The sequence below is a fragment of the Ulvibacter sp. 2210JD10-4 genome (assembly GCF_058148525.1).
In genome coordinates this window covers 604348-631247 of record NZ_JBYVJZ010000001.1, presented here as the reverse complement: position 1 = coordinate 631247, position 26900 = coordinate 604348, and the positions used below count along the sequence as shown (strand labels likewise).

The following is a 26900-nucleotide window of genomic DNA, read 5'->3' as shown; positions in this document are numbered from 1 at the left end:
GGTGTGTTAGTTTTGTTTTTTGGTAAGTTCAAGGAATTGTTCTTCAAGACTTTCTTTTCGTTTTACTAAATGAGAAAGGGTAATGCCTTTATCAAAAAGTAATTTGTTCAATTCTGAACTGTTCATTGGTTCGTTTAAATAAGCAACTAACAGGTCTCCTTCTTTTTTAATATTTCCGAAGGTAGGATGTCCTTCCAGAATGGATTGCAATGCATTCATATCACTACTCTGAAGCATAAAGAATCCGTGACTGGCATTCATCCCGTCCACACTACCGGTATAGAGGCTTTCCCCTTTACGGAGGATCACTACGTGCGTACATACTTTTTCCACTTCATCCAGAAGGTGAGAAGCCAGAAGGATGGTCGTTCCTTCTGAAGCGATTTTTTTAATAATCTCCCGAATCTGGTGAATACCTTGTGGGTCCAAACCATTTGTAGGTTCGTCAAGAATCAATATTTCAGGATCGTTCAGTAATGCCGAAGCAATTGCCAGACGTTGTTTCATACCTAAAGAAAAAGTCCGGAATTTACTGTTCTTGCGTTCTGCCAATCCAACTATTTCCAGCTTTTCTTCCACTTTTTTGATAGAGACCCCTTTGATCTTACAGACTAGTTCCAGGTTCTGGATCGCTGTCATATACGGATAAAAATTAGGGCGTTCGATAATGGCACCTACTTTCTTTAAGGCTTCATGTGTGGACCCGGAACCGTCAAACCAATGAAAGTCTCCGTTGGTTTTGTTTACAACATTTAGAACAATTCCCAATGTTGTGGATTTACCACTCCCGTTGGGCCCTAAGATGCCGTAGACGTTTCCTTTTTCAATTGTAAATGACAGGTCTTTGACTGCCGTAATGGGGCCAAATTTCTTGGTGAGGTTGTTAATAGTGAGTATGGATTGCACGAAGATCTTTTTTGGTTAAAAGTTAAAAGTATGACGAACCAAAAGAGAATTCGTTACAATGGATTGTAATTATTGTCAGTCGGAAGCTTGGAGTTGACAGCATGAAGTGTCATTCAGAGCGAAGCGAAGAATCTTTTTATGAAGGGATTCCTCACATTTGTTCGGAATGACAAATTAATTAACTTTTTTGTTCCTGATTAAAATATACTAAGTAGTAATACATCTGTTTTTCCTCATCCCAGCCTTTTTCAACAAACTTCTCGGCACTTTCCGGATTAATGAAATCCATTTTGATCTGGATGTTGGTATCCAGATTGATCACATTCTTTATCTTTTTTCTCGCGTCAGTTACTGCTGTATTGGCAATGGGGAAGGTAGTGAGGTCCTCAATACTGTATTTGGGGGCTTTCTCTGTCTTATAGTGATTGAATTCCGGGATAAGGTCCGGATTATCGATCACTTCATTTACAAAGGCAGTTTCTTCGAAGGTATCGTTTTTCGCAAAATGATTTACGGCACGGTTCATAAACAGCACCTCTTCTTTTTTGTCTTCAGCAGGAAAAACCACATCTTTTGCAAATCCCTGACAAAATTTTAAATACTTTTTTGTAAAGAAATTTTCATCTTCAAAAGTGTCTACGCCCAGAAAGCTTTCTAACCAATAGCGGGCATCGTAACGATTACTGTCCACAGACAGCACTTTGTAGCCTTCCTCTTTTTTTACGTTGAAGATCAGGCAGCCTTTATCCAGTTTGTTGAGGTTTACACCTTGTTGTAAAAAGGCTTCCAGTTGGTTTTCTTTTTCGGAAAACTGAAGGAACTCCTGTTTGAGTTCAGATTTAAAAATACCTATTCCGTCTACTTTTTCATTATCAATTTGCATGTTCTCCAAATAGGCAATGTAGACTTCCCCACTTTTTATATGTGGATGCATCGATTGATCAAAAAGATGTTTTGTTATTTTTTTGCTTTGCTCATGAATGGTTTCAGGATGCTGAAAAATCTCTGAGGCAATAGCATAAATTTCATTGAATTCCAGATCGGCTTCATGAGTAAACTGAAAGTAATTCTCTTCTTTATCCCTGAATGGCTTCAGAAAGAATTCTTTTAAAAGAGGTGTTAATTCATCATCCATTTTATAGGGTTCAGAAGAAAGTAATATAGCTTCGTTTCGGCTTTTATTTCCAACTCTGTGAATAGATAGCGAGGCAATGTGTGTTGTAAATAGGTTGATCATTGAGGTTGTACTAAGTATTAATAAATTAAAGGGAAAGTGAATTAGTTCCAGTTTTCATCAAAATCCAGACTGTCATAATCTTCAGAGTCAAAATCGTCTTCAAAATCTGTAAGGTCACTATCTTCTGCAACAAATTCTTTTTCGGGTGCTTCTTCGGGAATTTCTCCGTGCGCGAACATTAAGTTGGGGTAGATCATTCCAATTTCCGGTTCGGCAATTTCTGCTAATTCGACTAAGAATGTCCACATATTTAAAAAATCGTATACATAAATGAGTTTGGTTTCCATTTCTGAAACTACATCTTCCAGAAAGGTTTCGTTCATGACCCTAACACTTCCGGGTTCTTCACTCATATCAAATAAAGCGATCTCTTCTTCTTGTTCCCATAAGTCATTACTGGTATAGAAAGAAGCCATTTCTTGTCCTCCAAAACCGAAAGCTTGCGTAATGGCATTGTGGAAATCTTCCAGAGAGGCAGCAGCCTCGATTTCGATATCACGAAATACATCTTCATGTGTATCGAGTATTATTCTAAAACGATAAATCATTCACTAAAAATTAGTCGACAAAGTTACGAACTTTTCCACTCATTTCTTTGTTGAAACGCTTCTAAAACAACATAAAATTGAAGCCCGAAAAGTAATGCTGCAAAGACGAGATGCAGGGGCTGAGATAGAAATGGGAAGTCAAAATAATACATTGTAATTCCTGTAATTACTTCAGCTACCAATAAAATGACCAGGAAGTTGATCAATTTAAAACCATATTTATACGCTCTGTTAAAGTACCAGAGTGCAATATGAATAAAGATGATCAATATGGAAAGTGTCCTGTGAAAATAAAACTCCAATGTGGGATTAGTAAGCCACTGTGACTTTGCTTCGTATCCTAACAAGCTTACCTGCTCGTCCACATATTGCCGCACCTGAGCTCCCAAAGCTATTTGTATCACAGTACAACTAATGGCAAATATCAGTACTGTTTTATAACCTTGAGAAACATTATAGTTTTTCCGTTCTACTTTAGAAATGTATAGCAAGTATAACAGGAGAGCAACAATCACTAATGCCATTAGCATATGAATTGTAATTTTAACAGGCGCTAAAACCGAATAAACTACAATGGCACCTAACCATGCCTGAAATACAATTAAAACAACCGCCAGCCATGATAGCAATGTAATTCTTTTTTCAAATCTCCATTTTTTGAAGGAAAGTAATGCCATTATTAAAATAGCAAGCCCTGATAGTGCACCAAATAACCGATTGATATATTCTATCCAGGTATGCCAGACATTAAAAGAGGCATAATCGTGTTTTGTATATGCTAGCCAATTATCCGGATTAAATATTTCTGAAGTCGTAAAGTCACTAGCTGCTACCTTTAAGGTTCTGTCTTTGATAATAACGTTCCCTTTTTCAAAATATCTTTCGGGTTTCCATTCCAAAACCGAAGCATCTGTTGGGGGAATATAATATCCAAAACATTTTGGCCAGTCCGGACAGCCCATTCCGGAGCCTGTCATACGCACCATTGCTCCGGCAATAATTACCAGATAAACTAAGATCAATGAGGCTTTAACGGATTTACGATACATTATTTTGCGAGTGTTAAATTAAGTTCGGCTCCTTTCTGCAGCATATATTCTTTGGCAGCTTCATATTCATTCGGAATTTCGCCTTCTAAGATAGCTTCTTTTATAGCTTCTTTTATAATACCTATTTCACGAGATGGTTTTAATCCAAAGGTTTCCATGATCTCTTCACCACTTACCGGAGGTTGAAAATTACGAATATGGTCGCGTTCTTCCACTTCCACAATTTTATCCCGTACTAATTTAAAATTGTTTTGGTATTTTTTAAACTTTTTAGGATTTTTAGTGGTAATATCTGCTTCACATAGCGTCATCAGGTCATCCACATGATCACCAGCATCAAAAATAAGGCGACGCACCGCGCTATCGGTAACATCTGTTGCCAAAACTATAGGGCGGGAACTCATTAATACCATTTTTTGAACAAATTTCATTTTATCGTTCAAAGGCATTTTCAATCTTTTAAAAAGCTTGTAGACCATTTTTGAACCTACAAACTCATGCCCGTGAAAGGTCCAGCCGTTTTTTTTATCGAATCTCTTTGTAGGTGCTTTGCCAATATCATGTAGTAAAGCCGCCCAGCGAAGCCATAGGTTTTGAGTTGTTTGTGAAATATTATCGACTACTTCCAGAGTGTGCCAAAAATTATCTTTATGGCGTTGCCCTTCAATTTCTTCTATGCCTTGTAAAGCGATCAATTCAGGGAAAATAAAATGCAATAATCCGGTTTTATGCAATAATCCAAAACCTTTTGAAGGTGTCTCTGTTGCCAAAATCTTATGTATTTCATCGACGATACGCTCTTTGGAAATGATCTCAATACGTTTGGCATTACGGGTGATTGCATGTAGGGACTCTTTTTCAATGTTAAAACCCAATTGTGCAGCAAATCGGATGGCCCTTAGCATTCGCAAAGGGTCATCACTATAGGTTACATCCGGATTAAGAGGTGTGCGGATGATCTTGTTTTTTAGGTCTTCCATCCCGTTAAAAGGGTCAAGAAGTTCCCCAAAATTAGAGCTTTGCAAACTTAGCGCTAATGCATTGATGGTGAAATCTCTTCGATTCTGGTCATCTTCTAAAGTCCCATTCTCTACAGCCGGATTCCGACTGTCTTCACGGTAAGATTCTTTACGGGCACCTACAAATTCTATTTCAATAGTACCACTTTTTAACATGGCGGTACCATAATTTTTAAAGACTGAAACTTTTGGCTTTCCCGGAAGGAGATGGGAAACTTCCTTTGCCAGGTCAATACCATTTCCAACAGCAACTACATCTATGTCTTTGGCATCACCACGCTTTAATATATAATCACGTACATAACCACCAATTACAAAACTTTCAACTTCCAGGTTTGAAGCAGCTTGTAAAATGGTTTTAAAAACGGGATGTTGTAATGCGTTTTTAAAGTTATGGGGTTTGTGCATTTCTTAATGTCGAATTACGTGAACCGTTCCGTCATTTTTCAGCTTAATGATCGCTGAAGGTTTTCCGGCTTTTTTTGTACGTTGCAAATTTACGACATAGTCCACGCCTTCCAAAATTTGTGGGCTTATTTCTTGAAAGGTCAGTGGTGTTTTTTCACCGCTAATATTTGCGGAAGTGGAAACAATTGGCCTACAAAATTTCCTGATGAGTTGTTTGCAAAAATCATCTTGTACCACTCTAATTGCCAGAGAATTATCGACGGATATCAGGTTTTCCGCAACGCGAATGGGGTCGTCGTAAATGATCGTGGTAGGCTTGTTCGCATATTTTAAAATATCGTAAGCAACTTCCGGTACCTCTTCTACAAATTGGTTAAGCATTTTAAAGTCATTTACCAGGCAAATAAGTGATTTACTTTCAGTTCGTTTTTTCAACTTATAGACTTTTTCAATTGCATCGGCATTAGTAGCATCACATCCAATTCCCCAAACAGTATCCGTAGGGTAGAGGATGAGCCCCCCTTTTTTTAATATTTCGAGCGCTTTATTTATTTCATTATTCATTATTCTCCAGTTGATTAACGGGGTGGGTTTTCCCGGTGTTTTTCATTACCACAAAGAGGATGATCAGTGCAACAAATAATAATGTATAGATAACACATCCAATGATAAAAGGTAGTTTGGGATATTCATATGTATGTTCGGAAATGAACCCGGATAAGACATAAAAAAGCCGAATGGGTATAAAGGCCACACTAAAGATAATAGCTAAATATTTTGGGTTCGAATATTTTGTAATGACCGAGTTAATGGTAGGTGCAATAAGGATCTCTGCAGCACCAATAAACAATAATGCTATAATAAAAACAGGAATGCTGCTTCCGTCCGGATATTCCGGAATAAGAAGTAGCAGACCCATTGCTATTGCGATGGTTAAAAACCCAATTCCTAATTTTAAAAGTCTGCTTGCATAAAGAAAAGACCAAAGAATAGCAGCTATAATACCAATGATAATAGTGGCCCCGGAACCAATAGATTGCAGTATATTTCTTGATGAATTCATATTGAAGTTTTGTGAAAGCTCGTACTGTATAAAATACAGGCTTCCTCCAAATAGTTCATAAATGCCCCAAAAAAGTGTTATCACAATAATGGCCAGAGCAACATATATGACTCCTTTAAAACCAGAACTTTTTTCATGAATACTGTTGTCTATTGGCTTGTCTTGTGTCAAAAAAAGCAGTACGACGGCAACTATACTAATGATTCCTGCAAAAGCGAATCCATATATAAAATTCTTTTCACCCAGAAGGCCTATTACCAGAACTCCTAAAAAAGCACCAATATTAATTAGTGTATAAAATATGGTAAAACCACCATCCAGCAGTTTGGTCTTATCCAGATATATTTTCCCAAATTGTGCTACGATATTAGGTGCGAATAGACCCGAACCAATAGTAATGAGTCCAATCCCAATATATAACCCGATTGTCGAAGGGATGCATAAGGCAAATGTACCCAGTGCCTGCAAGGTCCCACCTATAAGGACTGCTCTTTTGTTTCCGATTAGCAGGTCTCCCAAAACCCCGCCTACTATTTCTGAGAATAGCAAGACGGTAGTAAGCCAGCCATAAAAGCTAAGAGCCTTTTCATGTGTCATGCCAATTGTTTCCCCTACCATATAAAGAACGATCAATCCTCTTACTCCATAGTAAGAAGCTCTTTCCAGTCCTTTTGCCGTAGCATATAAAAAAGTCTCTTTAGTGTGGCCCAGTTTCCCTGCAATTAATTCCATGAGTTCTCTTTTTTGGTTTTATACTAGTGATCTATATACCTCAAGATACTGTTTTGCAGCCGTATTCCAATTAAATGAAGCGGCTTGCTCAACTAATCTTTGAGTATATACTTCTTTGTTTGCATCAAAATCCTGAAGCCCTCTAATGACTTCTAAAGCCATATCTTCCGGTTCGAAGTTGTTCCAATAAAAAGCTGCTTTACCTCCAATTTCGGGTAAGGACGTAGCATTTGCAAGAAATACAGGGGTGCCAAATCTCATGGCTTCAATTGGAGGCAGGCCAAACCCTTCACGTAACGAAGGAAATACAAAAGCAGTGGCATTTTTTAAATGGTACTGTTTTTCTTCATCGGTGATTCTTCCGGCAAGTGTGACCCGGTCTTCCATGCCTAATTCTGAGATCACGGAGCGTACTTTCTCGGCATAGGGTCTATCATTGTTTCCTGCTATAATGAGTTTAAAATCCTTTAAAAAAGGCATCATTTGTACCAGTAGGTGAAAATTCTTCCTCTCCCAGAAATCACCAATGGTAAAAAGATATTTTCCCTTTATGTTGTTTACTGGTGTATAATTTGAAAGATCTAAGGCTGCTTCGGAAGGGTTTCCGTTATAGATCACATATTCCGGGACATTTGGCACATCAAAATACTTGTGAGTTGATGTTTTGGCATATTCTGAAATATAGGTGATCGCATTGGCACGGTTTAATTTTTCAATGAACCTAAGGTTCCGGGGATGTGTAAGGTCATTGGAGATCTCTTCAATAAAATTTACATCGTGAATGGTGAGTACATAAGGTAGGTCAAAGTAAGGTTCCACTTTGGTATTTTGATTAACGGAATGCCACAGGGCATATTTTTTACGGATACGAAGCAATGGGTACCTACGCAGCCCCATATAGAATTTATAATTGAAAAAGTTTCCGAACTCTGTCTTCAGAAAACCTTTTTTTTGAGTGTGTACCGTAAATTTTATTTCAAGATCATTGCAATGATGTAAACCCTTCAGTAAATAAAAATTGTATTGACCAAAGCCGGTGAAAGGATTCTTTATATTATGTGTTTCAAGAAAGATCTGCTTCAAAATAGCCGTGTTTACAGAAGTATAAAGGTATCTTTTTTATATAAATGGATACAAATTAATAAGTGTATTTTTGCAATTGTATAATTAATTCAATGAAGAGCTTAAAAAAAGTCAGATACAAAGAAGAAGTTATTCTGGACGGAGTAGTTCACAAAGACTTCACTTATAGTATCACGGCTATTATTGCTATTATAGCGAACTTTAAGACTAAAGGAAAAGTTTTAGGCGACGGAGAGCGTAATACTATTAAATTGTTTGACCTTGAAGGAACGACGGTCAATGTAAAATCTTTCAGGCAACCCAATCTGCTGAACAAAATTGTATATAAGTACTTTCGTAAATCAAAAGCAGAGCGTTCGTATACCTATGGGAATGCACTACTGGAAAAAGGAATTTTAACACCTCAGCCTATTGCTTTTTTTGAGAATACAGATAGTATAGGTTTAAAAGACAGCTATTACATAAGTAAGCATCTGGAATATGACCTGACTTACCGTGAACTAGTCGAAGACCCAAATTATCCTGATCACGAGAATATCTTACGGCAGTTTACCGCTTTTACCTGGAAGCTACACAAGAACAATATTTTGTTCAAAGACCATTCTCCGGGAAATACCCTTATTGTAAAGAACGAAGATGGTTATGATTTTTATTTGGTAGATCTCAATCGTATGGATTTTAAGCCGTTATCGTTTAAAGAGCGCATAAAGAACTTTTCCCGGATCACTCCTAAAAAAGAAATGGTAGAAGTAATGAGCGACGAATATGCAAAACTTACAGGAGAAGATTATACTAAGATTTTTACGTTGATGTGGGATCTGGTTTCAAGATTTCAACATAAATACCATCGTAAAATTCGCTTAAAACAAAAGTATTTATTCTGGAGAAGACGCGCGTAATCTTTTAAGTTCTTTATAGCGTTCGGCAACACTTAATGCATTTAGTTTACTAATGATCCACCCCTTTTTTCCATCTAAGATTCCTAGACGAACTATATAATGAGTTAAAAACTTATAAAGAGGTTTAAAATATCTTTTAAAGACCGAGTAACGTTCACCTTTTAAATAAAGTTCTTTTCCTTTCAGTTTACCGTAAGCAATCATTTTGCTTTTGTAGGTATGGTAATCATCATAGAAATAGTGTAATAATTTATTTTTAAGTATCTCACTTTCGCCTTTTACTTCCAGATTTTCATGAACCAGCTTTGATGGGATGTATTGTGCTTTGTCTTTCTGAAAAAGGCGATATATTTTATCTGTTTGCAAACCACTAAAACGAAGTGGTTTTTTATTAAACATGAACTGTCGATAAAAATAATAAGCAGTTTTTGGATTATTGGATCGGATTATTTGTTGAATTTCTTCTTGAAGGACATTAGAAATCCGCTCATCTGCATCTATAAATAATATCCAATTATAAGTTGCCTTAGATATCGCATAATTGCGTTGAGAAGCATAATCTTCAAACTTTTTCTGAAATACTTCTACGCGGTCATCTTTTTGTAAAGCTTCGTAGGTGCCATCTGTGCTAAAAGAATCTACTGCAATAATTTCATCGGCAAAGGAAAGCGTATCTATTACATCCGGAAGATGTTTTATTTCATTATATACAATAAGTAAAGCACTTAGTTTTGGCATGTGTTATATTTCGCTCATAAAAATAGTTATTTTTGCACAATGGTAGTACCTAAACTTTCAGTAATCATTAGTACTTATAATCAGCCGGAATGGTTAAAAAAAGTACTATGGGGGTATGAAAGTCAATCCGAAATCAACTTTGAAGTCATTATAGCCGATGATGGCTCTTCTAGTGAAACAAGAGAATTGATCGATCGTTTTAAAAAGGAATCTCCCTTGCAAATTGTACATGTATGGCATGAAGACCACGGTTTTCAAAAAACAAAGATCCTGAACAAAGCGATTGAAGCTTCCGCTACAGATTACCTGTTATTTAGTGATGGGGATTGTATTCCTCGAAAGGATTTTGTGGCAAGACATCTTCAGTATAGAGAAAAAGGCTATTTTTTATCGGGAGGGTATTTTAAACTACCTATGTCTATTTCAGAAAAAATTTCAGAAGGGGATATTAAAAATGAAAACTGTTTCAATATCAATTGGTTGAAAAGTAATGGATTGAAATCTTCATTTAAGAATAATAAACTTACCTCTAAAGACTTAAAAGAAAAGTTTCTTAACTGGATCACTCCAACCGAAGCAACATGGAATGGACACAATTCTTCCGGTTGGAAGGAAGACATTTTAAAAGTGAACGGATTTGATGAACGTATGCAATATGGAGGCGAAGATCGTGAATTAGGAGAGCGTATGTTCAATTTGGGAATCAAAGCCAAACAGTTACGTTATACAGCTATATGTCTGCATCTGGATCATGCGCGTGGCTATGTGAAACCCGAAATGCAGGAAAAGAACGCTGCCATTAGAAAGACTACGAAAGAGCAAAAAGCAGTATATACCAAATTTGGAATACAGAAAGATTAATTTGAAATTCTTGAAAGGAATTCTCTTAATACCGGGATGATAAAATCCGGGGCAAATTGTTTGTACATTTCAGAAGCTTGTTTTTTATATTTTTTTGGATGTTTGGTATACAATTCCGGATGAAAATCCTTTAAATGTACTGAAGTATTTCTTCCGGATTCCTCATAACTGTTCCAGGCTTCTTTTAATATCCAGGTAGAAAAAATAGAGAAGGTAGGAATATCCAAGGCTTTTGCCATATTCACAGCCCCTCCTTCATTACCAATTAATGCATCACAATGTTTAGTAAGCGCCAAAAATTCACGAAGGTCACTTCCATAGATATCTTTATAGATATTCTCTTTGGTTGTTTCTGAACACATATTGTATAGCATATCGGCTTCAGTTTGTTGTTTTGGGATGTAATTAAAGAGTAATTGTGCTTCCGTTTCCGATACGATAAAATCTAAAAGTTTCGCCATATAAGAGAGTGGATAGGTCTTGTTTTCGGCACTTCCCATAACCCCGATCATATAAAGCGGTTTTCCAAGATCTATTTGATGCGCTTCCAATAATTGTTGCGCCTTTTGAAATTCTTCTTCTTGCAGGTAGATCCTAGGCTTGGGAATTGTCACTATACTTTCGATAAGGGGTTCTAACAGCATGATTCTGTTCTCTATCGCTAGCCCTTCATTTAGTTCTGAAACAGTCTTTGGCGTAAAAGTATGCGTATATTTGTGCCTTGTATACCATTTGCGGTATGAAATTCTTTTTTTGGCACCTGAGATCTTTGAAAGAATAGCACTGCCAAGTTTTGCATATACATCGATAACGACATCATATCTTTCATCTTTTATTTTTTTTCTGAAAGCACGAAGTTCTTTTTTGGAGGCCTGAATTTCCGGGGTGAATAATAATAAATTACTAATAAAAGGATGGTTTTCAACTACCGGTTTTGTACTTGAATTGATAAGGTAATCTAGCTGTGTATTTGGAAAATGTGAGTGTAATACTTCAAACAGAAGGGAGGTTGTAAGTACATCGCCAATCATTTTATGCTGTATTACAAGGATCTTCATATACTAATTTAAACAGCGACATCATATTCACGAAGCGCATCATTCAAAGAGGTCTTTTTGTTAGTGCTTTCTTTGCGTTGCCCAATGATCAAGGCACATGAAACCTGGTATTCTCCCGCAGGAAATTGTTTGGTATAACTTCCCGGGATCACTACCGAACGTGCCGGAACTATTCCTTTCATTTCTTTTGGGGTATCTCCGGTTACATCAATGATCTTGGTAGAAGCTGTCAATACCACATTAGCACCAAGTACTGCTTCGGTCTCAACACGTACTCCTTCCACGACAATAGACCGGGACCCTATAAAAGCATTGTCTTCTATGATAACCGGTGCCGCTTGTAAAGGTTCCAGAACACCACCAATTCCAACACCGCCACTTAGATGAACATTCTTACCTATTTGGGCACAACTACCTACTGTCGCCCAGGTGTCTACCATGGTTCCTTCATCTACATATGCACCAATATTCACATAGCTGGGCATCATGATCACACCTTTGGAAATATAAGCACCGTGACGTGCTACAGCATGAGGAACTACCCGAATGCCTTTTGCTTCATACCCTCGTTTCAACGGAATTTTATCGTGATATTCAAAAATACCTACTTCCATCATTTCCATTTTTTGAATTGGAAAATACAGAACTACCGCTTTCTTCACCCATTCATTTACCTGCCAGCCATTCTCAGTTGGCTGGGCGCATCGCAGTTCTCCTTCATCACATAAACGGACCACTTCTCTTATGGCTGCAATAATTTCCGGATTCTGTAAAAGGGATCGATCGTCCCATGCATTTTCAATAAGTTGTTGTAAATGGGTCATTTTTCAGAATAAATTTTAACAAAGATAAATGTCCCTTTTAATAAAGCATACATTTTTAGTATACTATTTTGTAAACTATTATTTTTGCTCCCTGAATGGGACGGATACTTGCCATAGATTACGGTACTAAACGTACCGGTATTGCTGTAACAGACGAACTGCAATTAATTGCTTCGGGTTTGACTACGGTAGAAACCAATAAATTATTACCTTTTCTGAAGGATTATGTGACTTCGGAAGGGGTAGAATTGGTATTAGTAGGTGAGCCCAGGCAAAAAGATGGTACACATAGTGGTGTAGAGGAACACATTCAGAAGTTTTTAGTTAAGTTGGCAGAACTATTTCCAAAACTTATTATAAAACGAATTGATGAACGTTTTACAAGTAAAATTGCCTTTCAAACTATGATTGATAGTGGCCTGAAAAAGAAACAACGGCAAAATAAAGCATTGGTCGATGAGATCAGTGCAACGATAATCCTACAAGATTATCTTCATAACAAATAAATTGATATGATATTACCAATTTTCGCCTATGGCGACCCGGTATTACGGAAAAAGGGGAAAAACATCAGTAAAGAATATCCTAAGCTGGATGAGCTTATTGAGAATATGTTTGAGACTATGTATGGTGCTCGTGGTATTGGCCTGGCTGCCCCACAAATTGGACTTCCTATTCGCTTATTCATTGTAGATGCGACACCTTTTGAAGATGATGAAGACCTTACTGAAGAGGAGCGAGAATTTGTTTCCACTTTTAAAAAAGTATTTATTAATGCACAGATAATTGAAGAAGAAGGAGATGAATGGGCATTTAATGAAGGCTGTTTAAGCATTCCGGATATCAATGAAGATGTTTTTCGCCAACCAAAAGTTACTATGGAATTTTATGATGAAAACTTCAAAAAGTATACAGAAACTTTTGAAGGAATCGTAGCAAGGATCATTCAGCATGAATACGATCATATTGAAGGTGTTTTATTTACAGATAAACTATCTCCAATTAAAAAACGTTTAATAAAAAGCAAGCTTACCAATATTTCAAAAGGAAAGATCGATGTAAATTATCGTATGCGTTTTCCGCTTGCGAAAAAGAAACGGTAAGACCTTTGGATTTATAAACCAAACAAAAGATATTTGCACTCCTTAAAAAGGATTGACCTATGAGTTTAGAAAAAATCTTATCAATTACCGGAAAACCCGGTTTATACGAATTAAAAAGCCAAACACGTAGTGGTTTTTTGGCAGAGTCATTACTTGACGGAAAAAGAATTAGTGTAAGTGCCCGTCACAATGTGAGTTTACTTAGTGAAATTGCTATTTATACCCTTACTGAAGAAGTTCCGTTACGGGAAGTCTTTAGTAAGATCGCAGAAAAAGAAAATGGAGGTGAAGCCATTAGCCATAAATCTTCCAAAGATGAATTGGAAGAATATTTCTTTGGAGTACTTCCGGATTATGACGAAGACCGTGTGTATGTCAGTGATATCAAAAAAGTGATACAGTGGTATAATTTACTTTTAAAAAGTGGCATGACAGATTTTTCCGAACCTGAAGAAGAGAGCGATGATAAAGAAAATACTGAACTTGCCAAGCAAAAAGAAGATATGATAAAAACAACCCATCCTGCAACAAATTCTAAATTTGATGCGCCTAAAGCTTCTTCAGCAAAGAAGGGCGGAACTGGAAAAAGTACGGTTGCAAGGAAAAAATAAACAGTTATAATATTCTACTATATAAACCCGGCAATCCTTTTTAAGGATCGCCGGGTTTTGTTAATCCTTTTTAATAACTCTCCTTATTTCAGAAAAGCTTTTATAGTAGCTTTGTTATATGAATTCCAGAGAAGACCAACTAAAAGCCTTTGACCGCTTGCTTACCATTATGGAGGAACTGCGAGAGCAGTGCCCCTGGGACAAAAAACAAACCATGTTATCACTACGCCATCTTACAATTGAAGAGACGTATGAATTAGGTGATGCCATCCTGGAAAATGATTTACAGGAAGTTAAGAATGAATTGGGAGACCTCTTACTTCATATTGTTTTTTACGCTAAGATTGGAAGCGAAACAAATGATTTTGACATTGCAGATGTTACAAACGATATATGTGAAAAACTTATTTCACGCCACCCTCATATTTATGGAGATGTTGATGTTGCTAATGAAGAGGAAGTAAAACAAAATTGGGAAAACTTAAAGTTAAAGGAAGGTAAAAAAAGTGTTTTGGAAGGAGTTCCAAAATCATTGCCGGCTCTGGTAAAGGCTAATAGAATACAAGATAAAGTCGCTGGAGTGGGGTTTGATTGGGAAGAGCCTCAACAGGTCTTTGAAAAATTAGAAGAAGAATTGCAAGAACTTCAATATGAAGTAAGTGTTGGCAATCAAGCAAAGATAGAATTAGAATTTGGTGATGTGCTTTTTTCAATGATAAACTATGCCCGCTTTTTAAAAGTTGATCCCGAAAATGCTTTGGAGCGAACAAACAAAAAGTTCATCAAACGTTTTCAGTATTTGGAAAATAAGGCAAAAGAACTGGGAAAGAGCATGAAAGAAATGACTTTAGCTGAAATGGATGTTTACTGGGAAGAAGCAAAACAACTGTAGTTTTAATTACTTCGAAAAAACGACCAATCTACCTTCAATACTTACTTTAGAAAAAGAACAACTTCTTTTGATCCAATTCAGGTTTTCTTCAGAATAGAAAATGACATGTGTGGGATCTTTTTTATAGTACCACGCTTCAAATCTTCCCGGTTCCGGAAGTAATTCGGTCATACAAAATAGTTTTCCACCGGGTTTTAATAGTTTGTACAGTAATTGAAATTCTTTGAGAGGATCGTGAAAATGTTCGATGACTTCACAGCAAACAATAAAATCATATTCATTTTTTAAAACAGACCTGTCCGGGTAGAAAAAAGGGTCGTATAAATGTATATGATACCCCTTTTCTGAAAGTAGCTTTGCAATGACGGGGCCGGTTCCTGCACCAAAATCAAGACCCTTGCTTTTAGAAGTAAAATGCTTCAGGACACCTTCTATGATAGGAGATACAAATTTTTGATATTGAATATTACCAACATCATTTTGATGTAGTAAATAACGTTCCTTTTCAGCTTCAGGAGACAAAAAAACTATCGGGTTCTTGTAAATAGATTTACAATTACTACATTGGTAATAAGTAATATCCTGGAAAGATCCAATAAATTTAGTTTCATCACTATGGCACAGAATACATGATACCATAGGGGTTATTTTATCGTAGAGATTTGATTTTTGAAAGTTTTGCTTTCCAAACTTCCAACTGCTCTTTATGCTTAGCAATGTTTTGATGTACTTCCTTTACCAGTGGGTTATCACTTTTTGAATTCTGGAAAAAGCCCAGATTATTTTCCAGTTGTCTGATCTCATCTTTTGTTTCTCCAATCTTTTTAGAGATAAAGAATTGCTCGTTCTGTAATTTCCTGTCATCTTCCTGTGATACCATTGAGCTCAATTTATTTTCAAATTTAATAAGCTCAATTTCCTTTTTGTCGAGATCTAACTTACCAAAAAGAGTATCTAAGGTCTTGTTGAATTTGCGCTCAATATTACGTTTGTGATAAGGTACTTTACCAATTTCTTTCCAAGTAGCGATCTGTGTTTTAATCTTTTCAAGGTCAGCTTTATGATCACCTGTTATCTCAAAAGAGGTAATTGTATCCAATAGTTGCGTTTTGGCGTCATAATGAGCAAGCTCTTCCTTGTTTGCTTCATTTTTTTGTTCGTGAAGCTGATTAAAATAATGGTTGCAAGCATTTTTAAACTGTTTCCAAATTTTATCACTGTCTTTACGGGGAACATGACCAATCTTTTTCCAGTCATTCTGAATTTTTTTCATTAAAGGAGTTACGACTTCAAAATCGTCACTGTCTTTATTTTCTTCAGCTATTTTAATTAGTTCGAGTTTCTTTTCGAGATTTGTGTATTGTTCTTTTTTCTGATTTTTATAGAACTCATTTTTTTCTCGATTGAAAATACGTGTAATTTCCTTGAAAGAAGTCCAGATCTCTTTATTTTTAGATCGTGGTACCTTTCCCACCTCAAAATAATTATCCCGTAATTCCTGTACTTTTTTAATAGCATTTTGCCAGGACTGGTGACTTGGCTTTGTGGTTGCGGAAACCTGATTTATTTCTTCAATAAGTTGCTTTTTCTTTTCGTAATTAACTTCAAACTCTTTCTCTCTTTCCTTTAATAATTCATGACGTTTGTCATGAATAACTTTTGTTGAGGCACTAAATTTTTCCCAAACCTCTTCACGATATTCTTTTGCGACCGGCCCAATTTCTTCCTTCCACATTTTATGAAGCATCTGCAATTCTCTGAATGCCTTATTTATGTCTTCTTCCTGCGCAAGTTCTTCGGCACGTCCTATTATTTTAATTTTTTGTTCCAGGTTATGCTTAAAATCCAGATCACGAAATTCTCTGTTGAGGTGTAAAAAATCATAAAAATTCTCTACATGGTGGTGGTATGTGTTCCATACTATATTGTATTTATCACGTGGTATAGGCCCGGCTAAATGCCACCGTTCCTGAATATCTTTGAAATGCTTGTAAGTAGAATTTATGTTCTCTTCTGCATTTAAAAGGCTTTTTAATTCTTCAATTAGTTCAAGGCGCTTGCTAAGATTTGCCTGAAGGTCTTTCTTTAGGTCTTTGTAGTAATTATTTCTTTTTTCTTTGAAGTCAAAGTATACCGAATTGAATTCCTTTTTTAGGGGAGTAGTGTAGTGGAAATCTATAATATTACCTCCATTGGCAAGAAACTTCTCTTTTTGATGCTCCAGTTCTTCGGCAAATTTGGCATTAAATTCAGTTTTAATTTCTTCAACCTCATTCTTTATTTCCTGAATGGGCTTATTTTTAAGTAGTTTCTTAAATTCTGAAATTAATTCTTCTTTGCTAAGGGAATGATAATCTTTCTGTTCTTCCTCTTCAGTATGTTCTTCCTCTTCGTCGTCAGAGGATGCTACTTCTTGTTCTTCTTCAACTTCTGATTCTTCCTCGACCTCTGATTCTTCTTCATTTTTTTTCACAGCAAGTTCGTCTGCTACAGGAGCAGAAGGTGTTGCCTTTTCAGGTTTAGTATCTGCAGAATCTTCTAAAGTAGATTTTTCATCAGGGATGTCTACTTCTTCATTAATTTCAGAAGCAATACTTTCTTCATTTTCTATTGCTTCAGAACCATTTTTTACACCATCATCAATTATCTCTTGATCATCGGGAATACTTTTTTCTTTTGGCAATTTTTCGTCAGACATATCTTTCAATGTTTAGGTTCGTTAATCTTAGTTGTTCAAGATACTAACAACTGCGCAAACAGCAAAGGATACAACGCTTTTTTGGTTTTTTTTAAAAGAAATTTATGATTTCCAGATTTTCCAGGACTTTTTTGCCTGATATTCCAGCATTTTTAAACCGTTACTAACTCGTGCCCCTTTTGCGAATCCTCTTTTTAAAAATTCGGTTTCACGGGGATTGTAAATAAGATCAAACAAGATGTGATCTTTTGTTAGGTATTTGTATGGAATATCCGGGCATTCCTGGATATTAGGGAAAGTGCCCAGCGGAGTACAGTTAATGATAAGGCAATGCGATGTAATTACTCCTTGGGTGAGGTCTTCATAAGATATAGTTGTTTCGCTGTTTTCTCTGGATACTATCTTATAATCAAATTGCATTGCATCCAAAACATATGCAATTGCTTTTGCAGCACCACCACTTCCTAAAATCAAGGCGGTTTTTTCTTTGACTGGGAATAGATTTGCTAATGCTTTTGCAAAGCCATAATGATCTGTATTATAGCCAATAAGCCTCCCGTCCCGTTGAATTTTTATGGTATTTACCGCTCCAATTTTTTGAGCTTCCTTATCGACCCTGTCTAATAAAGGAATTACGGTTTCTTTGTAAGGAATAGTAACATTGAGCCCTTTCAGATCTTTGTTTTTGGCAATGATTTCCGGAAGTTCTTCGATACAAGGAATATCAAAGTTGTGATACGAGTCCTGCCTGTTTTCTTGTTCAAATTTTACTGAAAAAAAAGTTTTTGAAAAAGAATAGTCAATTTTTTTTCCTATCAAACCATATCTAGCCATGTTGGTGGTTTCTTGCTTTTTGGTACCAGTCTAAACTTAACACTATTATGATACCTACAATGATAAACAAAATTGCCAAAATGGTTTCGAACGAAAATTCTGATGGCAAGAAACGATCATATCCATTAATAATTTCACGGCCGTTTGCATCGTATCTAATATTTCCCAGGGCATCATATTCCACCAATTTTTCTTTCCATGGCCAGACAACACCCAAAGAACCTGCTATAAAACCTATAATGACTGCATAGGTGGCCTTTTTGAAACGCTTTAGCACATAAGCCAAAAGGTGTGACAAGGATACTAATCCTGCCAACGACCCCAATGCAAAGACCACAAGTACTTTCAATAATTCGATACGACCTATATCATCTACAAAACTTAGATCAAACCGAAACAGATCTGCAACTGTATTATACAATGCATTTACCGAATCCACCAAAAGCAATACATAGTTACCTAATAGTATCAGGATAAAAGAACCGGAAAGGCCCGGTAATGTCATTCCCGAAACACCTATAATTCCACAGAAAAAAACAAAAAAGAGGTTACTGTTCTCTTTGGCAGGTTCTAAGAAACTAATACTTACACCCGCAATGATCCCGCATATAAGATAAGCGAGATATTTACGGTTCCAATCGCCAAAATCTTTGGCAATAAAATAGATAGAACCAATGATCATCCCAAAGAACGCACTCCATACATACAATTCATAATGCACTAGCAAATAGTCCAATAGCTTAGAAACACTAAAGTAACTAATAATCATCCCTAAAGTGAGGAGTCCTAAAAAACGGCCGTTGATATATTGGAAAAAACTTTTAAATCTTCCGTCGAATAATAATGCAAAAGCTTTTCTGTTTATTTTTTGTAGCGAATAAATAAATTCTTCATAAAACCCCGCAACGAAGGCAACTACTCCACCCGATACTCCGGGAACCTTATTTGCAGCACCCATTGCTAACCCTTTTAGAACCAACCAGACCTTATCTCCAAAAGAACGCTCTTCGTACATTAGGTATTCTTTTTGGTTACTGCAATTCGTTCCAAAACAAATATGCTCAAGAAGCCAATAGCCATAAAAAGAAGTGCATAGAACAATTGTGGGTCATTTGATGTATTGATCTCTGAGTAGTAAAACGGACTTACACTTTTTTCTAAGGCAGTTTTATAGGTTTCGAAATCCTGGGTATTTTTTTGTAATACTGAAAGAGTGCCAACATCTGAAACAGTTGAAAAATCAATGATCTTTCCTTCTTCTTTAGAAAAAACCGAAATGGTTTCTTTCCAGGGCCACACTTTATTTAAAGAACCAATAATAAAACCGGTAAGCAATGCCAGGGTTGGATTCTTATAATTTTTGAAAAGCCATTTTAAAACCCTGCTAAAACTCAACAAACCTATAACAGCTCCCAGAATAAAGAGCGATAATTTTTTAAAATCCAGATCTGCGATAGCATCACTTAAAGTTTTATAGGCACCAAGGATCACTAAAATAAAAGAGCCTGAAATTCCCGGTAATATCATAGCACAAATAGCAATTGCCCCTGCAAAAAATAAGTAAAAAGAATTTTCATTAGTACCTAAGGAAGGAAGTGTGGTAATGAAATACGCTGTTACGGTTCCAATTAAAATAGCCATGATGGTTCCTAAGGACCATTTGGAAATTTGCTTCCCTACATAGTAAATACTTACTACGATCAAACCAAAAAAGAAGGCCCATATTAGAATAGGATGATTTTCAATCAGGTATTTTGCCAATCGCATAAACGATACATAGCTAATAATAATACCTAATAATAGTGCCGTTAAGAAATTTCCGTTGAGTTGTTTCCAAAAGGCAGTAAAACCATCCTTACGAATTGTTTTGACAAGTGAAAGGTTAACATTGCTAATTGTTGTAACCAGTTCTTCATAGATTCCTGATATAAAAGCAATAGTACCTCCGGATACTCCGGGAACCGCATCTGCAGCACCCATTGCTAAACCCTTCAGGGTAATGACAAGATATTGAGAAAAATTTCGGGAAGGCATATACTCTAAATATAAGCCTCAAAAATACACAAATTAAAGTGAAGGATTTTGATGAATTTTTATAATTTCTTTTACGTTGTTCCTGTTATAAACTGTTGGGAATAATTCTTCTATGATAATAATATATTCAGGGTCATGAATTAAAGCGTTCTTTAAGTGAAATTCTCCCTTATTATCTTCATTGAGATAATAGAACAATCCCGACAAACGGAATTCTATTTCAGCATTTTCAGGATAAAATTCCATTGCCTGCAATAAATTATTGACAGCAGCTTCATATTCACCTAAGCGAATTAAGATATCACTGCGGGAGATCCAGGTTTCCAGTTCATAATTACCCAGTTCTATAGATCTTCGGAAACCGTGTTCAGCTTCTTCATATTTGCTTAAGCGATTACTTATTTTTGCATATCGTTTCCAATAGAGCACATTTTCACTATCAATATTGATTGCCTTATCTATGTAGTAGAATGCTTTCTGATAGTTTTTCTTTTTAAAGTAAAAATCGGTAATTGCAATCCATCCCTTATCCAACAAAGCATCTTCTTCTACACATTTTGTATAGAACTGAAGTGCCAATTCGTTATCACCTAGCTTTTCATAACATTTACCTATTCGCAACAAAGCGAAAGAAGTTGGGTCGTCCAGGCCTAAAGTAATGGTATAACTTTCGATAGCTTCGTTATACATCTTCATACGCTCTAAAACCTTCCCCTTTTCCAGATAAGCACCTATAAAGCTTTCGTCACTTATGATGGCAAAATCGAATGCCGCTAATGCTTTTTTGTATTCTTTTAGCGTAAAATATTGTTTTCCAACCTGATGCCAGGCAACTTCACAATATGGATTTTTATTCAGAAAATCATTCAAATAATCAATGGCAGCTTCATGTTGTTCCAAATAATCAAAACAGTAAATTATGTTATATAAAGCAGAATAATCTTCTTCATCCTGTTCCAAACACTTCATAAAATTATATTTGGCATTTTCAAAATCTTCCATGAAAAGATATTCCATTCCAAGTAGTGAGAGTACATCTGCCTGATCATTGGTGATCTCTAAGGCTTTTTCTAATAATAAAATTGCTTCTTTATGTTTATCACGGCGAGAGTAGATATTCGCTTTTTGAATATATATCTCTTCATTGGACTGTTCTAAAACATGTAATTCATCCAATAATTCTTCAGCAGTGTCTAACTGATTTTCGAAAATATACATTTCCACTCTAAACAATTTCAAATTAGTGGAAGTAGGATGCTGCTCCAGCCCAAGTTTTGTAGCTTTCTTTGCAAGGGCGATCTTTCCGTTCTCAAGATAATAGTGGATGATCTCTTCGAACTCTTCGGAGTCAAAAAAGAGGACACTATTAGTCTTTAGCATGGATTCAAATCGGGTAAGTGAGAAGTTGTTATGCTCGTTAGGGCTCAATTGCATACGCAGCGGTTTAACTGTTTCTTCTATTTTAAAGATAGTAATGTAATATAGAATTCAATAGTTATGCCGTTATTGTTGTTAACAGGATTATTAACAGAATTTTTAGAACTTATTTTGCTGAATTTCAATGTAGTAAATTAATTTATCTTTTTCTGAATACCATCCAGCACATCCGTCAATATGGCACAACCTTCTTTAATTTCAGCTTCTGTGACGGTTAGAGGAGGTGTAATACGAATTGCTTTTGGCTCAAACAGAAGCCAAAAAAGGATCAATCCACGTTCTTTACAGGCTAAAATTATTTCGGAAGCAATTTCCGGAGATTCTACAAGTAAAGCCAACATTAACCCTTTACCACGAATTTCTTTGATAAGCTTATGTGTAAGCAATTCCCTGAATAATTTTTCTTTTTGAAGGGTTTGAGGTATCAAATCGGTTTCAATGATTTCTTTTAGCGTTGCCAAAGCGGCAGAAGCGATCACCGGATTCCCTCCGAAAGTGGTAATATGGCCAAGTTTAGGGTTATCCTTTAGTAAGTCCATATAATCTTTTGAAGCTGTAAACGCTCCAATGGGTAAACCTCCACCCATTCCTTTACCCATAACCAAAATATCCGGAACAATATCGAAATGTTCAAATCCGAAAAGTTTTCCTGTACGTCCAAATCCCGGTTGAATTTCATCGAGAATCAATAATGTACCGGTTTCATCACACCTTTTTTTGACTTTTTTCAGGTAATTGTCTTTAGGAAAAATGAATCCAGCACCTCCTTGAATGGTTTCAAGAACAATAGCAGCAGTTTCTGAGGTTATTTTATTGAGGTCTTCTTCATTATTATACTGGATTGGGTGACAATTGGGGAGAAGTGGCTCAAAAGGTTTTTTTCGTTCTTCAAACCCCATAATACTTAGTGCTCCCATGGTATTTCCGTGATATGCATGATGTGCATATATGATCTCTTTTTTTCCGGTTACGCGACGTGCTAATTTTATAGCGCCTTCAATGGCTTCGGTACCGCTATTCACTAAATACGTAGTTTCCAGAGGTGTAGGTAAGTTCTCTGCAAGTAACTTAGAGAGTTGCACAGCCGGAGCTTGAATATATTCACCGTACACCATCACATGTAGATAACTATCCAGTTGTTTTTTTACAGCTTCAATAACCCGTGGATGGCAATGGCCCAAAGTACAGGCGGATACACCTGCTACAAAGTCTAAATATTTGTGCCCTTTCATATCGTAGATATGACTTCCTTTTGCATGAGAGATTTCCATTGCAAGTGGGTGTGGTGTCGTTTGAGCCTGATATGTAAAGAAATCCTTTTTCACAAACGTATATTATTTTTTACCACCTTCATTCCCGTCTTTTTCCGGATCACGGGTCTTGGGTTTGGGTGCGTCCGGGTCGTTTTGAAAGTTTTTTGGCTTTAGCTTGGAAGCTTCAGGAATATTGAGTTCGTCCTCCGGAATGTCTTCAAAGAACTCTCCCTCGTCTTCAGGCAATGGAATTCCCTTTATTTTGGGTAATACAGGTGCAGGTTTTCCTTTAAAGAGGTCATTCATTTTATATAAACGTTCTTCGCCTCGCCAATCAAAGCCCGGCAGGAGGCGTGCATTTTCAGGAAATTCTGAAAGCGGATATATTTTTCCCTTAGCCTGTTTTACAAACCTAATCCCAGTGATTTGCTGCTCTTCCAGATACATCTGAATGGAACTGGAAACCGTATTATTGATCCCAATCAATTCTTGCTTGTCGTTTCGGGGAAAATAAATTACTTGTGCATTTTTGATAATGTTTATGGTATCCAGTTCATTATTGGTGAACAGTCCAATGAGTCTTTCTCCCGAAACCTGATTGTAACCGGCACTGTCTTTTTGTATCAAAAAAGCATTGTTGAATACTTTTAATGTATCCAGTTTTTCCGTTTTGGTATTGGATAGAATATGAATGGTATCTCCAGTCATTTGGTTCTCACCACTCCACAACACCGGATTTCGCAGCAATTTGGTAATTCCCTTTTTCTGATCTACATAAATAGAATCACATTTTCCACTTGTAGGTTGCTCCCCTGCAAGCCCTTTTTTGAACAAACGGGCTCGATAAAATCCTTTAATAATACGATTTTCAGGTTTTCCCGTAACCCGAAGTGTGTCTGCATGTACATATATGGAGTCGTTATCTCTAAGTGTTACCGCTACTGCTCTCTTGGTAATAAATACAGAATCCTTTTCGCGAAACACCTCGGCGTAATGGCCCCGAATAATACTTTTATTTACCGTATCCAATACTTTTATATTGTTGGTAGCAGAGGCAAAGCTCTTGTTTCGGTCAAAATAGATACTGTCACCATACAAGATACGATTACTGTAGTCTACGCGGGAGTTCTTCACGAAATATCCGGTATCGTTACGAGTATCATAATAACCACGCTCACAATAAACCGTACTGGTTTCGCTTACAATAGTAGATTCGCCATACAAATAAGCACCACCACTCTCAGAATAAAAATCCAGTTGTTCACTGTTTACGGTATATTTTGGGTTTTTAATCTTTACGTTAGAAAGGAACTGGTACTTCTTTGTTTCTGCATAATATCTGCCAATACGACTGGTAAGTGTACTAGCTGTATCTCTAACGGTTCCTCCTGTACGGTAGTAAGCCTGTTGTTTAATCCGGTCAAAATAAAGGGTATCTGTGCGAAGCGTGGTTTTAGGCTCGGTCAATACGACGTCTCCACTGGCAAATGCAAACTGGGTATTTCCATTATACTCAGCATATTTGCTGTTCATAGAAACGGTATCTCCTTGTGTAATTCGAACAGTTCCATAGGCTTTTACAAAGTTATCTTTTAAATATACAAAGGCCTGATCACACCACATTTCCACTCCTTCGTGTACTATATAGACTTGCCCGGTATTGTCTTTTGTATAAATTACGGCGTCGGGAAATTCCGGTTTTTTTTCCAGATATCCGGATTGTACCGAAACAATGGTTTTATCATTTTCTTCTTGAGCGTGAAGCACAATTCCAAAGAAAAATAAAGGTATAAAGAATATGTTCTTTGATAATTTCAATACAGAATGCTATTTATTACAATACTAACGTCAACTACCAAAGGTAAAGTGTTACCTATGAATGGTCTGTGTTCTATCCGGCCCTACTGATACAATTTTAATAGGAACTTCCAGTTCTTTTTCCAAATAGTCAATATAAGCGTTCAATGCTTTTGGAAATTGAGAAACATCGGTCATTTTGGTCAGGTCATCTTTCCAACCTTCCATTTCGGCATAAATTGGTGTTACATTTTCAGCTTCAATATTATAAGGCAGATGCTTAATAGTTTCTCCTTTATAATTGTAGGCAGTACACACTTTCAGTTTATCAAAACCACTCAGGACATCCCCTTTCATCATCATCAACTGTGTAACGCCATTTACCTGTACCGCATATTTTAATGCCACCAGATCTAACCACCCACAACGCCTTGGGCGGCCGGTAGTAGCTCCAAACTCATTTCCAATGCGTCCCATAGTTTCACCATAACTGTCAAATAATTCGGTAGGGAAGGGCCCACTACCTACACGGGTGGTATAAGCTTTAAAGATTCCGAAAACCTCTTTTATTTTTCCAGGAGCAACTCCCAATCCTGTACAGGCTCCTGCTGCAGTAGTGTTGGAAGAGGTTACAAAAGGATAGGTTCCAAAATCAATGTCCAGGAGTGACCCCTGAGCTCCTTCTGCCAAAATGGTCTTATTTGATCTTTGAGCTTGATGCAGGTATTCTTCACTGTCAATGAATTGTAAAGATTTTAAAACTTCAACAGCTTCAAAGAAATCGGCTTCCAGCTCTGCTAAATTATATTGCAGGTCTACATCATAAAAATCGATCATTGCTTCATGCTTATTTGCCAAAGCTCTGTATTTTTCTCCCCAGTTTTTCATTTCCAGATCTCCTACACGAATACCATTTCTTCCGGTTTTGTCCATATAGGTAGGACCTATCCCTTTAAGGGTTGAACCTATTTTAGCTTTTCCTTTTGATGCTTCGGAAGCTGCGTCCAACAAACGATGTGTTGGTAAAATGAGATGTGCTTTTCTTGAAATAAGGAGTTTTTTTGTAAAATCTCCTTCAAACTTTGAAAGATTGTCCAATTCTTTTTTGAAGATCACTGGATCGATCACAACACCATTACCTACCAGATTTACAGCATTTTCGTGGAAAATACCACTGGGAATAGTATGTAAAACGTGCTTTATACCGTCAAATTCCAGAGTATGCCCGGCATTGGGACCACCTTGAAAGCGAGCGATGATATCATAGTTTTTGGTAAGAACGTCAACGATTTTCCCTTTTCCTTCGTCGCCCCATTGTAGTCCAAGTAGTAAGTCTACTGCCATAATTTTTTAAGAGTTGGATGTTTTTTTATTTCCGTAGAAATACAAAGAATGGTTTGTAATTTCGATATCGAAGACTTCTTCGATAGTTTTTTTTATGGATTGTATGCGTGGGTCACAAAACTCAATCACTTCTCCGTTCGAAAGTATTACGTGGTCGTGTTGTTTATCGAAATATGATTTTTCGTAGTGTGCCTGGTTTTGTCCAAATTGATGTTTTCTTACCAAATCACATTCCAGTAATAATTCGATAGTGTTGTATAACGTAGCACGACTTACACGATAGTTCTTATTCTTCATATTGATATATAAAGATTCTATATCAAAATGATCGTCATGATCATAGATCTCCTGGAGTATTGCATATCGTTCCGGTGTTTTACGGTGTCCTCTTTCTTCTAAAAAGCCCGTGAAAACATTTTTAACGATCGCCTGATTATTTTGATTTGTTTTAGAGCTCATACAAAGCAGCAAA

26 protein-coding genes and 1 pseudogene are annotated in these 26900 nt (G+C 36.5%); 6 read left to right on the top strand and 21 right to left on the bottom strand.

All coding sequences use genetic code 11. The annotated features are described in order from the left end of the window. Nucleotides 1–6 precede the first annotated feature (6 nt). The 8 genes from ACY2RT_RS03160 to ACY2RT_RS03125 all read right to left on the bottom strand — a co-directional run bounded on the left by ACY2RT_RS03160 (nt 7) and on the right by ACY2RT_RS03125 (nt 8045). Entirely contained in the window at nt 7–906 is a 900-nt protein-coding gene (locus ACY2RT_RS03160; RefSeq protein WP_490154419.1) for an ABC transporter ATP-binding protein, read from the bottom strand. Nucleotides 907–1084: 178 nt separating this feature from the next. Next, nucleotides 1085–2143, bottom strand: coding sequence for a nucleoid-associated protein (locus tag ACY2RT_RS03155; RefSeq protein ID WP_490154418.1), 1059 nt, complete (start codon nt 2141–2143; stop codon nt 1085–1087). Nucleotides 2144–2184: 41 nt separating this feature from the next. Further along, nucleotides 2185–2691: an IS1096 element passenger TnpR family protein gene (locus ACY2RT_RS03150; RefSeq protein WP_490154417.1), complete on the bottom strand. Its 507-nt coding sequence runs from the start codon at nt 2689–2691 to the stop codon at nt 2185–2187. A gap of 23 nt (nt 2692–2714) precedes the next feature. Beyond that, nucleotides 2715–3740: a COX15/CtaA family protein gene (locus tag ACY2RT_RS03145; RefSeq protein WP_490154416.1), complete on the bottom strand. Its 1026-nt coding sequence runs from the start codon at nt 3738–3740 to the stop codon at nt 2715–2717. After that, nucleotides 3740–5167: a CCA tRNA nucleotidyltransferase gene (locus ACY2RT_RS03140; RefSeq protein ID WP_490154415.1), complete on the bottom strand. Its 1428-nt coding sequence runs from the start codon at nt 5165–5167 to the stop codon at nt 3740–3742. Before ACY2RT_RS03140 ends, ACY2RT_RS03145 begins: the two co-directional genes overlap by 1 nt. A gap of 3 nt (nt 5168–5170) precedes the next feature. Continuing rightward, nucleotides 5171–5731, bottom strand: coding sequence for an L-threonylcarbamoyladenylate synthase (locus tag ACY2RT_RS03135; protein ID WP_490154414.1), 561 nt, complete (start codon nt 5729–5731; stop codon nt 5171–5173). Further along, on the bottom strand, nt 5724–6962 hold the full coding sequence (locus ACY2RT_RS03130) for an MFS transporter (RefSeq protein WP_490154413.1): 1239 nt from the start codon (nt 6960–6962) through the stop codon (nt 5724–5726). The genes ACY2RT_RS03135 and ACY2RT_RS03130 overlap by 8 nt, the downstream gene beginning before the upstream one ends. An 18-nt stretch (nt 6963–6980) precedes the next feature. Beyond that, nucleotides 6981–8045, bottom strand: a complete 1065-nt coding sequence (locus ACY2RT_RS03125) for a glycosyltransferase family 4 protein (RefSeq protein ID WP_490154412.1) — start codon at nt 8043–8045, stop codon at nt 6981–6983. A gap of 92 nt (nt 8046–8137) precedes the next feature. Between ACY2RT_RS03125 and ACY2RT_RS03120 the strand changes: the two genes are divergently transcribed. After that, nucleotides 8138–8944 carry a lipopolysaccharide kinase InaA family protein gene (locus ACY2RT_RS03120; protein WP_490154411.1) on the top strand — a complete coding sequence of 269 codons (807 nt, stop codon included), beginning with the start codon at nt 8138–8140 and terminating at the stop codon, nt 8942–8944. On the opposite strand, the gene ACY2RT_RS03115 is transcribed toward ACY2RT_RS03120, so the two are convergent. Beyond that, complete coding sequence (locus tag ACY2RT_RS03115) at nt 8921–9682, bottom strand: glycosyltransferase family 2 protein (RefSeq protein ID WP_490154410.1); 762 nt, start codon at nt 9680–9682, stop codon at nt 8921–8923. The two genes, ACY2RT_RS03120 and ACY2RT_RS03115, sit on opposite strands and share 24 nt — an antisense overlap. A gap of 39 nt (nt 9683–9721) precedes the next feature. Between ACY2RT_RS03115 and ACY2RT_RS03110 the strand changes: the two genes are divergently transcribed. Next, nucleotides 9722–10543, top strand: a complete 822-nt coding sequence (locus ACY2RT_RS03110) for a glycosyltransferase family 2 protein (RefSeq protein ID WP_490154409.1) — start codon at nt 9722–9724, stop codon at nt 10541–10543. On the opposite strand, the gene ACY2RT_RS03105 is transcribed toward ACY2RT_RS03110, so the two are convergent. Both ACY2RT_RS03105 and ACY2RT_RS03100 read right to left on the bottom strand, forming a co-directional pair. After that, a complete protein-coding gene (locus tag ACY2RT_RS03105; protein WP_490154408.1) occupies nt 10540–11601 on the bottom strand; it encodes a glycosyltransferase family 9 protein in 1062 nt (353 codons plus the stop codon). The genes ACY2RT_RS03110 and ACY2RT_RS03105 overlap by 4 nt on opposite strands. Nucleotides 11602–11609: 8 nt before the next feature. Further along, on the bottom strand, nt 11610–12425 hold the full coding sequence (locus ACY2RT_RS03100; RefSeq protein ID WP_490154407.1) for a 2,3,4,5-tetrahydropyridine-2,6-dicarboxylate N-succinyltransferase: 816 nt from the start codon (nt 12423–12425) through the stop codon (nt 11610–11612). A gap of 95 nt (nt 12426–12520) precedes the next feature. On the opposite strand from ACY2RT_RS03100, the gene ruvX reads away from it, so the two are divergent. The 4 genes and pseudogenes from ruvX (at nt 12521) to mazG (ending at nt 15031) form a co-directional block, all read left to right on the top strand. Beyond that, nucleotides 12521–12931: a Holliday junction resolvase RuvX gene (gene ruvX / locus ACY2RT_RS03095; RefSeq protein ID WP_490154406.1), complete on the top strand. Its 411-nt coding sequence runs from the start codon at nt 12521–12523 to the stop codon at nt 12929–12931. A gap of 6 nt (nt 12932–12937) precedes the next feature. Continuing rightward, on the top strand, nt 12938–13528 hold the full coding sequence (gene def, locus ACY2RT_RS03090) for a peptide deformylase (RefSeq protein WP_490154405.1): 591 nt from the start codon (nt 12938–12940) through the stop codon (nt 13526–13528). Between the two features lie 59 nt (nt 13529–13587). Then, nucleotides 13588–14004, top strand: a pseudogene (locus ACY2RT_RS03085) (DUF5606 family protein); the annotation flags it as partial. Between the two features lie 253 nt (nt 14005–14257). Further along, complete coding sequence (gene mazG, locus ACY2RT_RS03080; protein WP_490154404.1) at nt 14258–15031, top strand: nucleoside triphosphate pyrophosphohydrolase; 774 nt, start codon at nt 14258–14260, stop codon at nt 15029–15031. A gap of 6 nt (nt 15032–15037) precedes the next feature. Here mazG and ACY2RT_RS03075 read toward each other — a convergent pair whose 3' ends face one another. The 10 genes from ACY2RT_RS03075 to ACY2RT_RS03030 form a co-directional block, all read right to left on the bottom strand. Further along, nucleotides 15038–15670: a class I SAM-dependent methyltransferase gene (locus tag ACY2RT_RS03075; RefSeq protein ID WP_490154403.1), complete on the bottom strand. Its 633-nt coding sequence runs from the start codon at nt 15668–15670 to the stop codon at nt 15038–15040. Between the two features lie 10 nt (nt 15671–15680). Then, nucleotides 15681–17729, bottom strand: a complete 2049-nt coding sequence (locus ACY2RT_RS03070; protein WP_490154402.1) for a DUF349 domain-containing protein — start codon at nt 17727–17729, stop codon at nt 15681–15683. 102 nt (nt 17730–17831) lie between these two features. Then, nucleotides 17832–18563 carry a shikimate dehydrogenase family protein gene (locus tag ACY2RT_RS03065; protein ID WP_490154401.1) on the bottom strand — a complete coding sequence of 244 codons (732 nt, stop codon included), beginning with the start codon at nt 18561–18563 and terminating at the stop codon, nt 17832–17834. Further along, nucleotides 18556–19578 (bottom strand): DUF368 domain-containing protein, encoded by a 1023-nt coding sequence (locus ACY2RT_RS03060; RefSeq protein WP_490154400.1) that lies wholly within the window; start codon nt 19576–19578, stop codon nt 18556–18558. The genes ACY2RT_RS03065 and ACY2RT_RS03060 overlap by 8 nt, the downstream gene beginning before the upstream one ends. Beyond that, complete coding sequence (locus ACY2RT_RS03055; RefSeq protein ID WP_490154399.1) at nt 19578–20597, bottom strand: DUF368 domain-containing protein; 1020 nt, start codon at nt 20595–20597, stop codon at nt 19578–19580. The genes ACY2RT_RS03060 and ACY2RT_RS03055 overlap by 1 nt, the downstream gene beginning before the upstream one ends. A gap of 33 nt (nt 20598–20630) precedes the next feature. Further along, nucleotides 20631–22031, bottom strand: a complete 1401-nt coding sequence (locus ACY2RT_RS03050) for a tetratricopeptide repeat protein (protein WP_490154398.1) — start codon at nt 22029–22031, stop codon at nt 20631–20633. A gap of 137 nt (nt 22032–22168) precedes the next feature. Further along, nucleotides 22169–23359, bottom strand: coding sequence for an aspartate aminotransferase family protein (locus ACY2RT_RS03045; protein WP_490154397.1), 1191 nt, complete (start codon nt 23357–23359; stop codon nt 22169–22171). A 9-nt stretch (nt 23360–23368) separates the two neighbouring features. Beyond that, nucleotides 23369–25105 carry an OstA-like protein gene (locus ACY2RT_RS03040; protein ID WP_490154396.1) on the bottom strand — a complete coding sequence of 579 codons (1737 nt, stop codon included), beginning with the start codon at nt 25103–25105 and terminating at the stop codon, nt 23369–23371. 51 nt (nt 25106–25156) lie between these two features. Continuing rightward, on the bottom strand, nt 25157–26428 hold the full coding sequence (locus ACY2RT_RS03035) for an adenylosuccinate synthase (RefSeq protein WP_490154395.1): 1272 nt from the start codon (nt 26426–26428) through the stop codon (nt 25157–25159). Between the two features lie 6 nt (nt 26429–26434). After that, nucleotides 26435–26887: a Fur family transcriptional regulator gene (locus ACY2RT_RS03030; RefSeq protein ID WP_490154394.1), complete on the bottom strand. Its 453-nt coding sequence runs from the start codon at nt 26885–26887 to the stop codon at nt 26435–26437. Nucleotides 26888–26900 lie beyond the last annotated feature (13 nt).

Coding starts and splice junctions, on each gene's coding strand:
- ACY2RT_RS03155 (WP_490154418.1), bottom strand. CDS start 2,143: ATGATCAACCTATTTACAACACACATTGCCTCGCTATCTATTCACAGA.
- ACY2RT_RS03150 (WP_490154417.1), bottom strand. CDS start 2,691: ATGATTTATCGTTTTAGAATAATACTCGATACACATGAAGATGTATTT.
- ACY2RT_RS03145 (WP_490154416.1), bottom strand. CDS start 3,740: ATGTATCGTAAATCCGTTAAAGCCTCATTGATCTTAGTTTATCTGGTA.
- ACY2RT_RS03140 (WP_490154415.1), bottom strand. CDS start 5,167: ATGCACAAACCCCATAACTTTAAAAACGCATTACAACATCCCGTTTTT.
- ACY2RT_RS03135 (WP_490154414.1), bottom strand. CDS start 5,731: ATGAATAATGAAATAAATAAAGCGCTCGAAATATTAAAAAAAGGGGGG.
- ACY2RT_RS03130 (WP_490154413.1), bottom strand. CDS start 6,962: ATGGAATTAATTGCAGGGAAACTGGGCCACACTAAAGAGACTTTTTTA.
- ACY2RT_RS03120 (WP_490154411.1), top strand. CDS start 8,138: ATGAAGAGCTTAAAAAAAGTCAGATACAAAGAAGAAGTTATTCTGGAC.
- ACY2RT_RS03115 (WP_490154410.1), bottom strand. CDS start 9,682: ATGCCAAAACTAAGTGCTTTACTTATTGTATATAATGAAATAAAACAT.
- ACY2RT_RS03110 (WP_490154409.1), top strand. CDS start 9,722: ATGGTAGTACCTAAACTTTCAGTAATCATTAGTACTTATAATCAGCCG.
- ACY2RT_RS03105 (WP_490154408.1), bottom strand. CDS start 11,601: ATGAAGATCCTTGTAATACAGCATAAAATGATTGGCGATGTACTTACA.
- ACY2RT_RS03100 (WP_490154407.1), bottom strand. CDS start 12,425: ATGACCCATTTACAACAACTTATTGAAAATGCATGGGACGATCGATCC.
- ruvX (WP_490154406.1), top strand. CDS start 12,521: ATGGGACGGATACTTGCCATAGATTACGGTACTAAACGTACCGGTATT.
- def (WP_490154405.1), top strand. CDS start 12,938: ATGATATTACCAATTTTCGCCTATGGCGACCCGGTATTACGGAAAAAG.
- mazG (WP_490154404.1), top strand. CDS start 14,258: ATGAATTCCAGAGAAGACCAACTAAAAGCCTTTGACCGCTTGCTTACC.
- ACY2RT_RS03075 (WP_490154403.1), bottom strand. CDS start 15,670: ATGGTATCATGTATTCTGTGCCATAGTGATGAAACTAAATTTATTGGA.
- ACY2RT_RS03070 (WP_490154402.1), bottom strand. CDS start 17,729: ATGTCTGACGAAAAATTGCCAAAAGAAAAAAGTATTCCCGATGATCAA.
- ACY2RT_RS03065 (WP_490154401.1), bottom strand. CDS start 18,563: ATGGCTAGATATGGTTTGATAGGAAAAAAAATTGACTATTCTTTTTCA.
- ACY2RT_RS03060 (WP_490154400.1), bottom strand. CDS start 19,578: ATGTACGAAGAGCGTTCTTTTGGAGATAAGGTCTGGTTGGTTCTAAAA.
- ACY2RT_RS03055 (WP_490154399.1), bottom strand. CDS start 20,597: ATGCCTTCCCGAAATTTTTCTCAATATCTTGTCATTACCCTGAAGGGT.
- ACY2RT_RS03050 (WP_490154398.1), bottom strand. CDS start 22,031: ATGCAATTGAGCCCTAACGAGCATAACAACTTCTCACTTACCCGATTT.
- ACY2RT_RS03035 (WP_490154395.1), bottom strand. CDS start 26,428: ATGGCAGTAGACTTACTACTTGGACTACAATGGGGCGACGAAGGAAAA.
- ACY2RT_RS03030 (WP_490154394.1), bottom strand. CDS start 26,887: ATGAGCTCTAAAACAAATCAAAATAATCAGGCGATCGTTAAAAATGTT.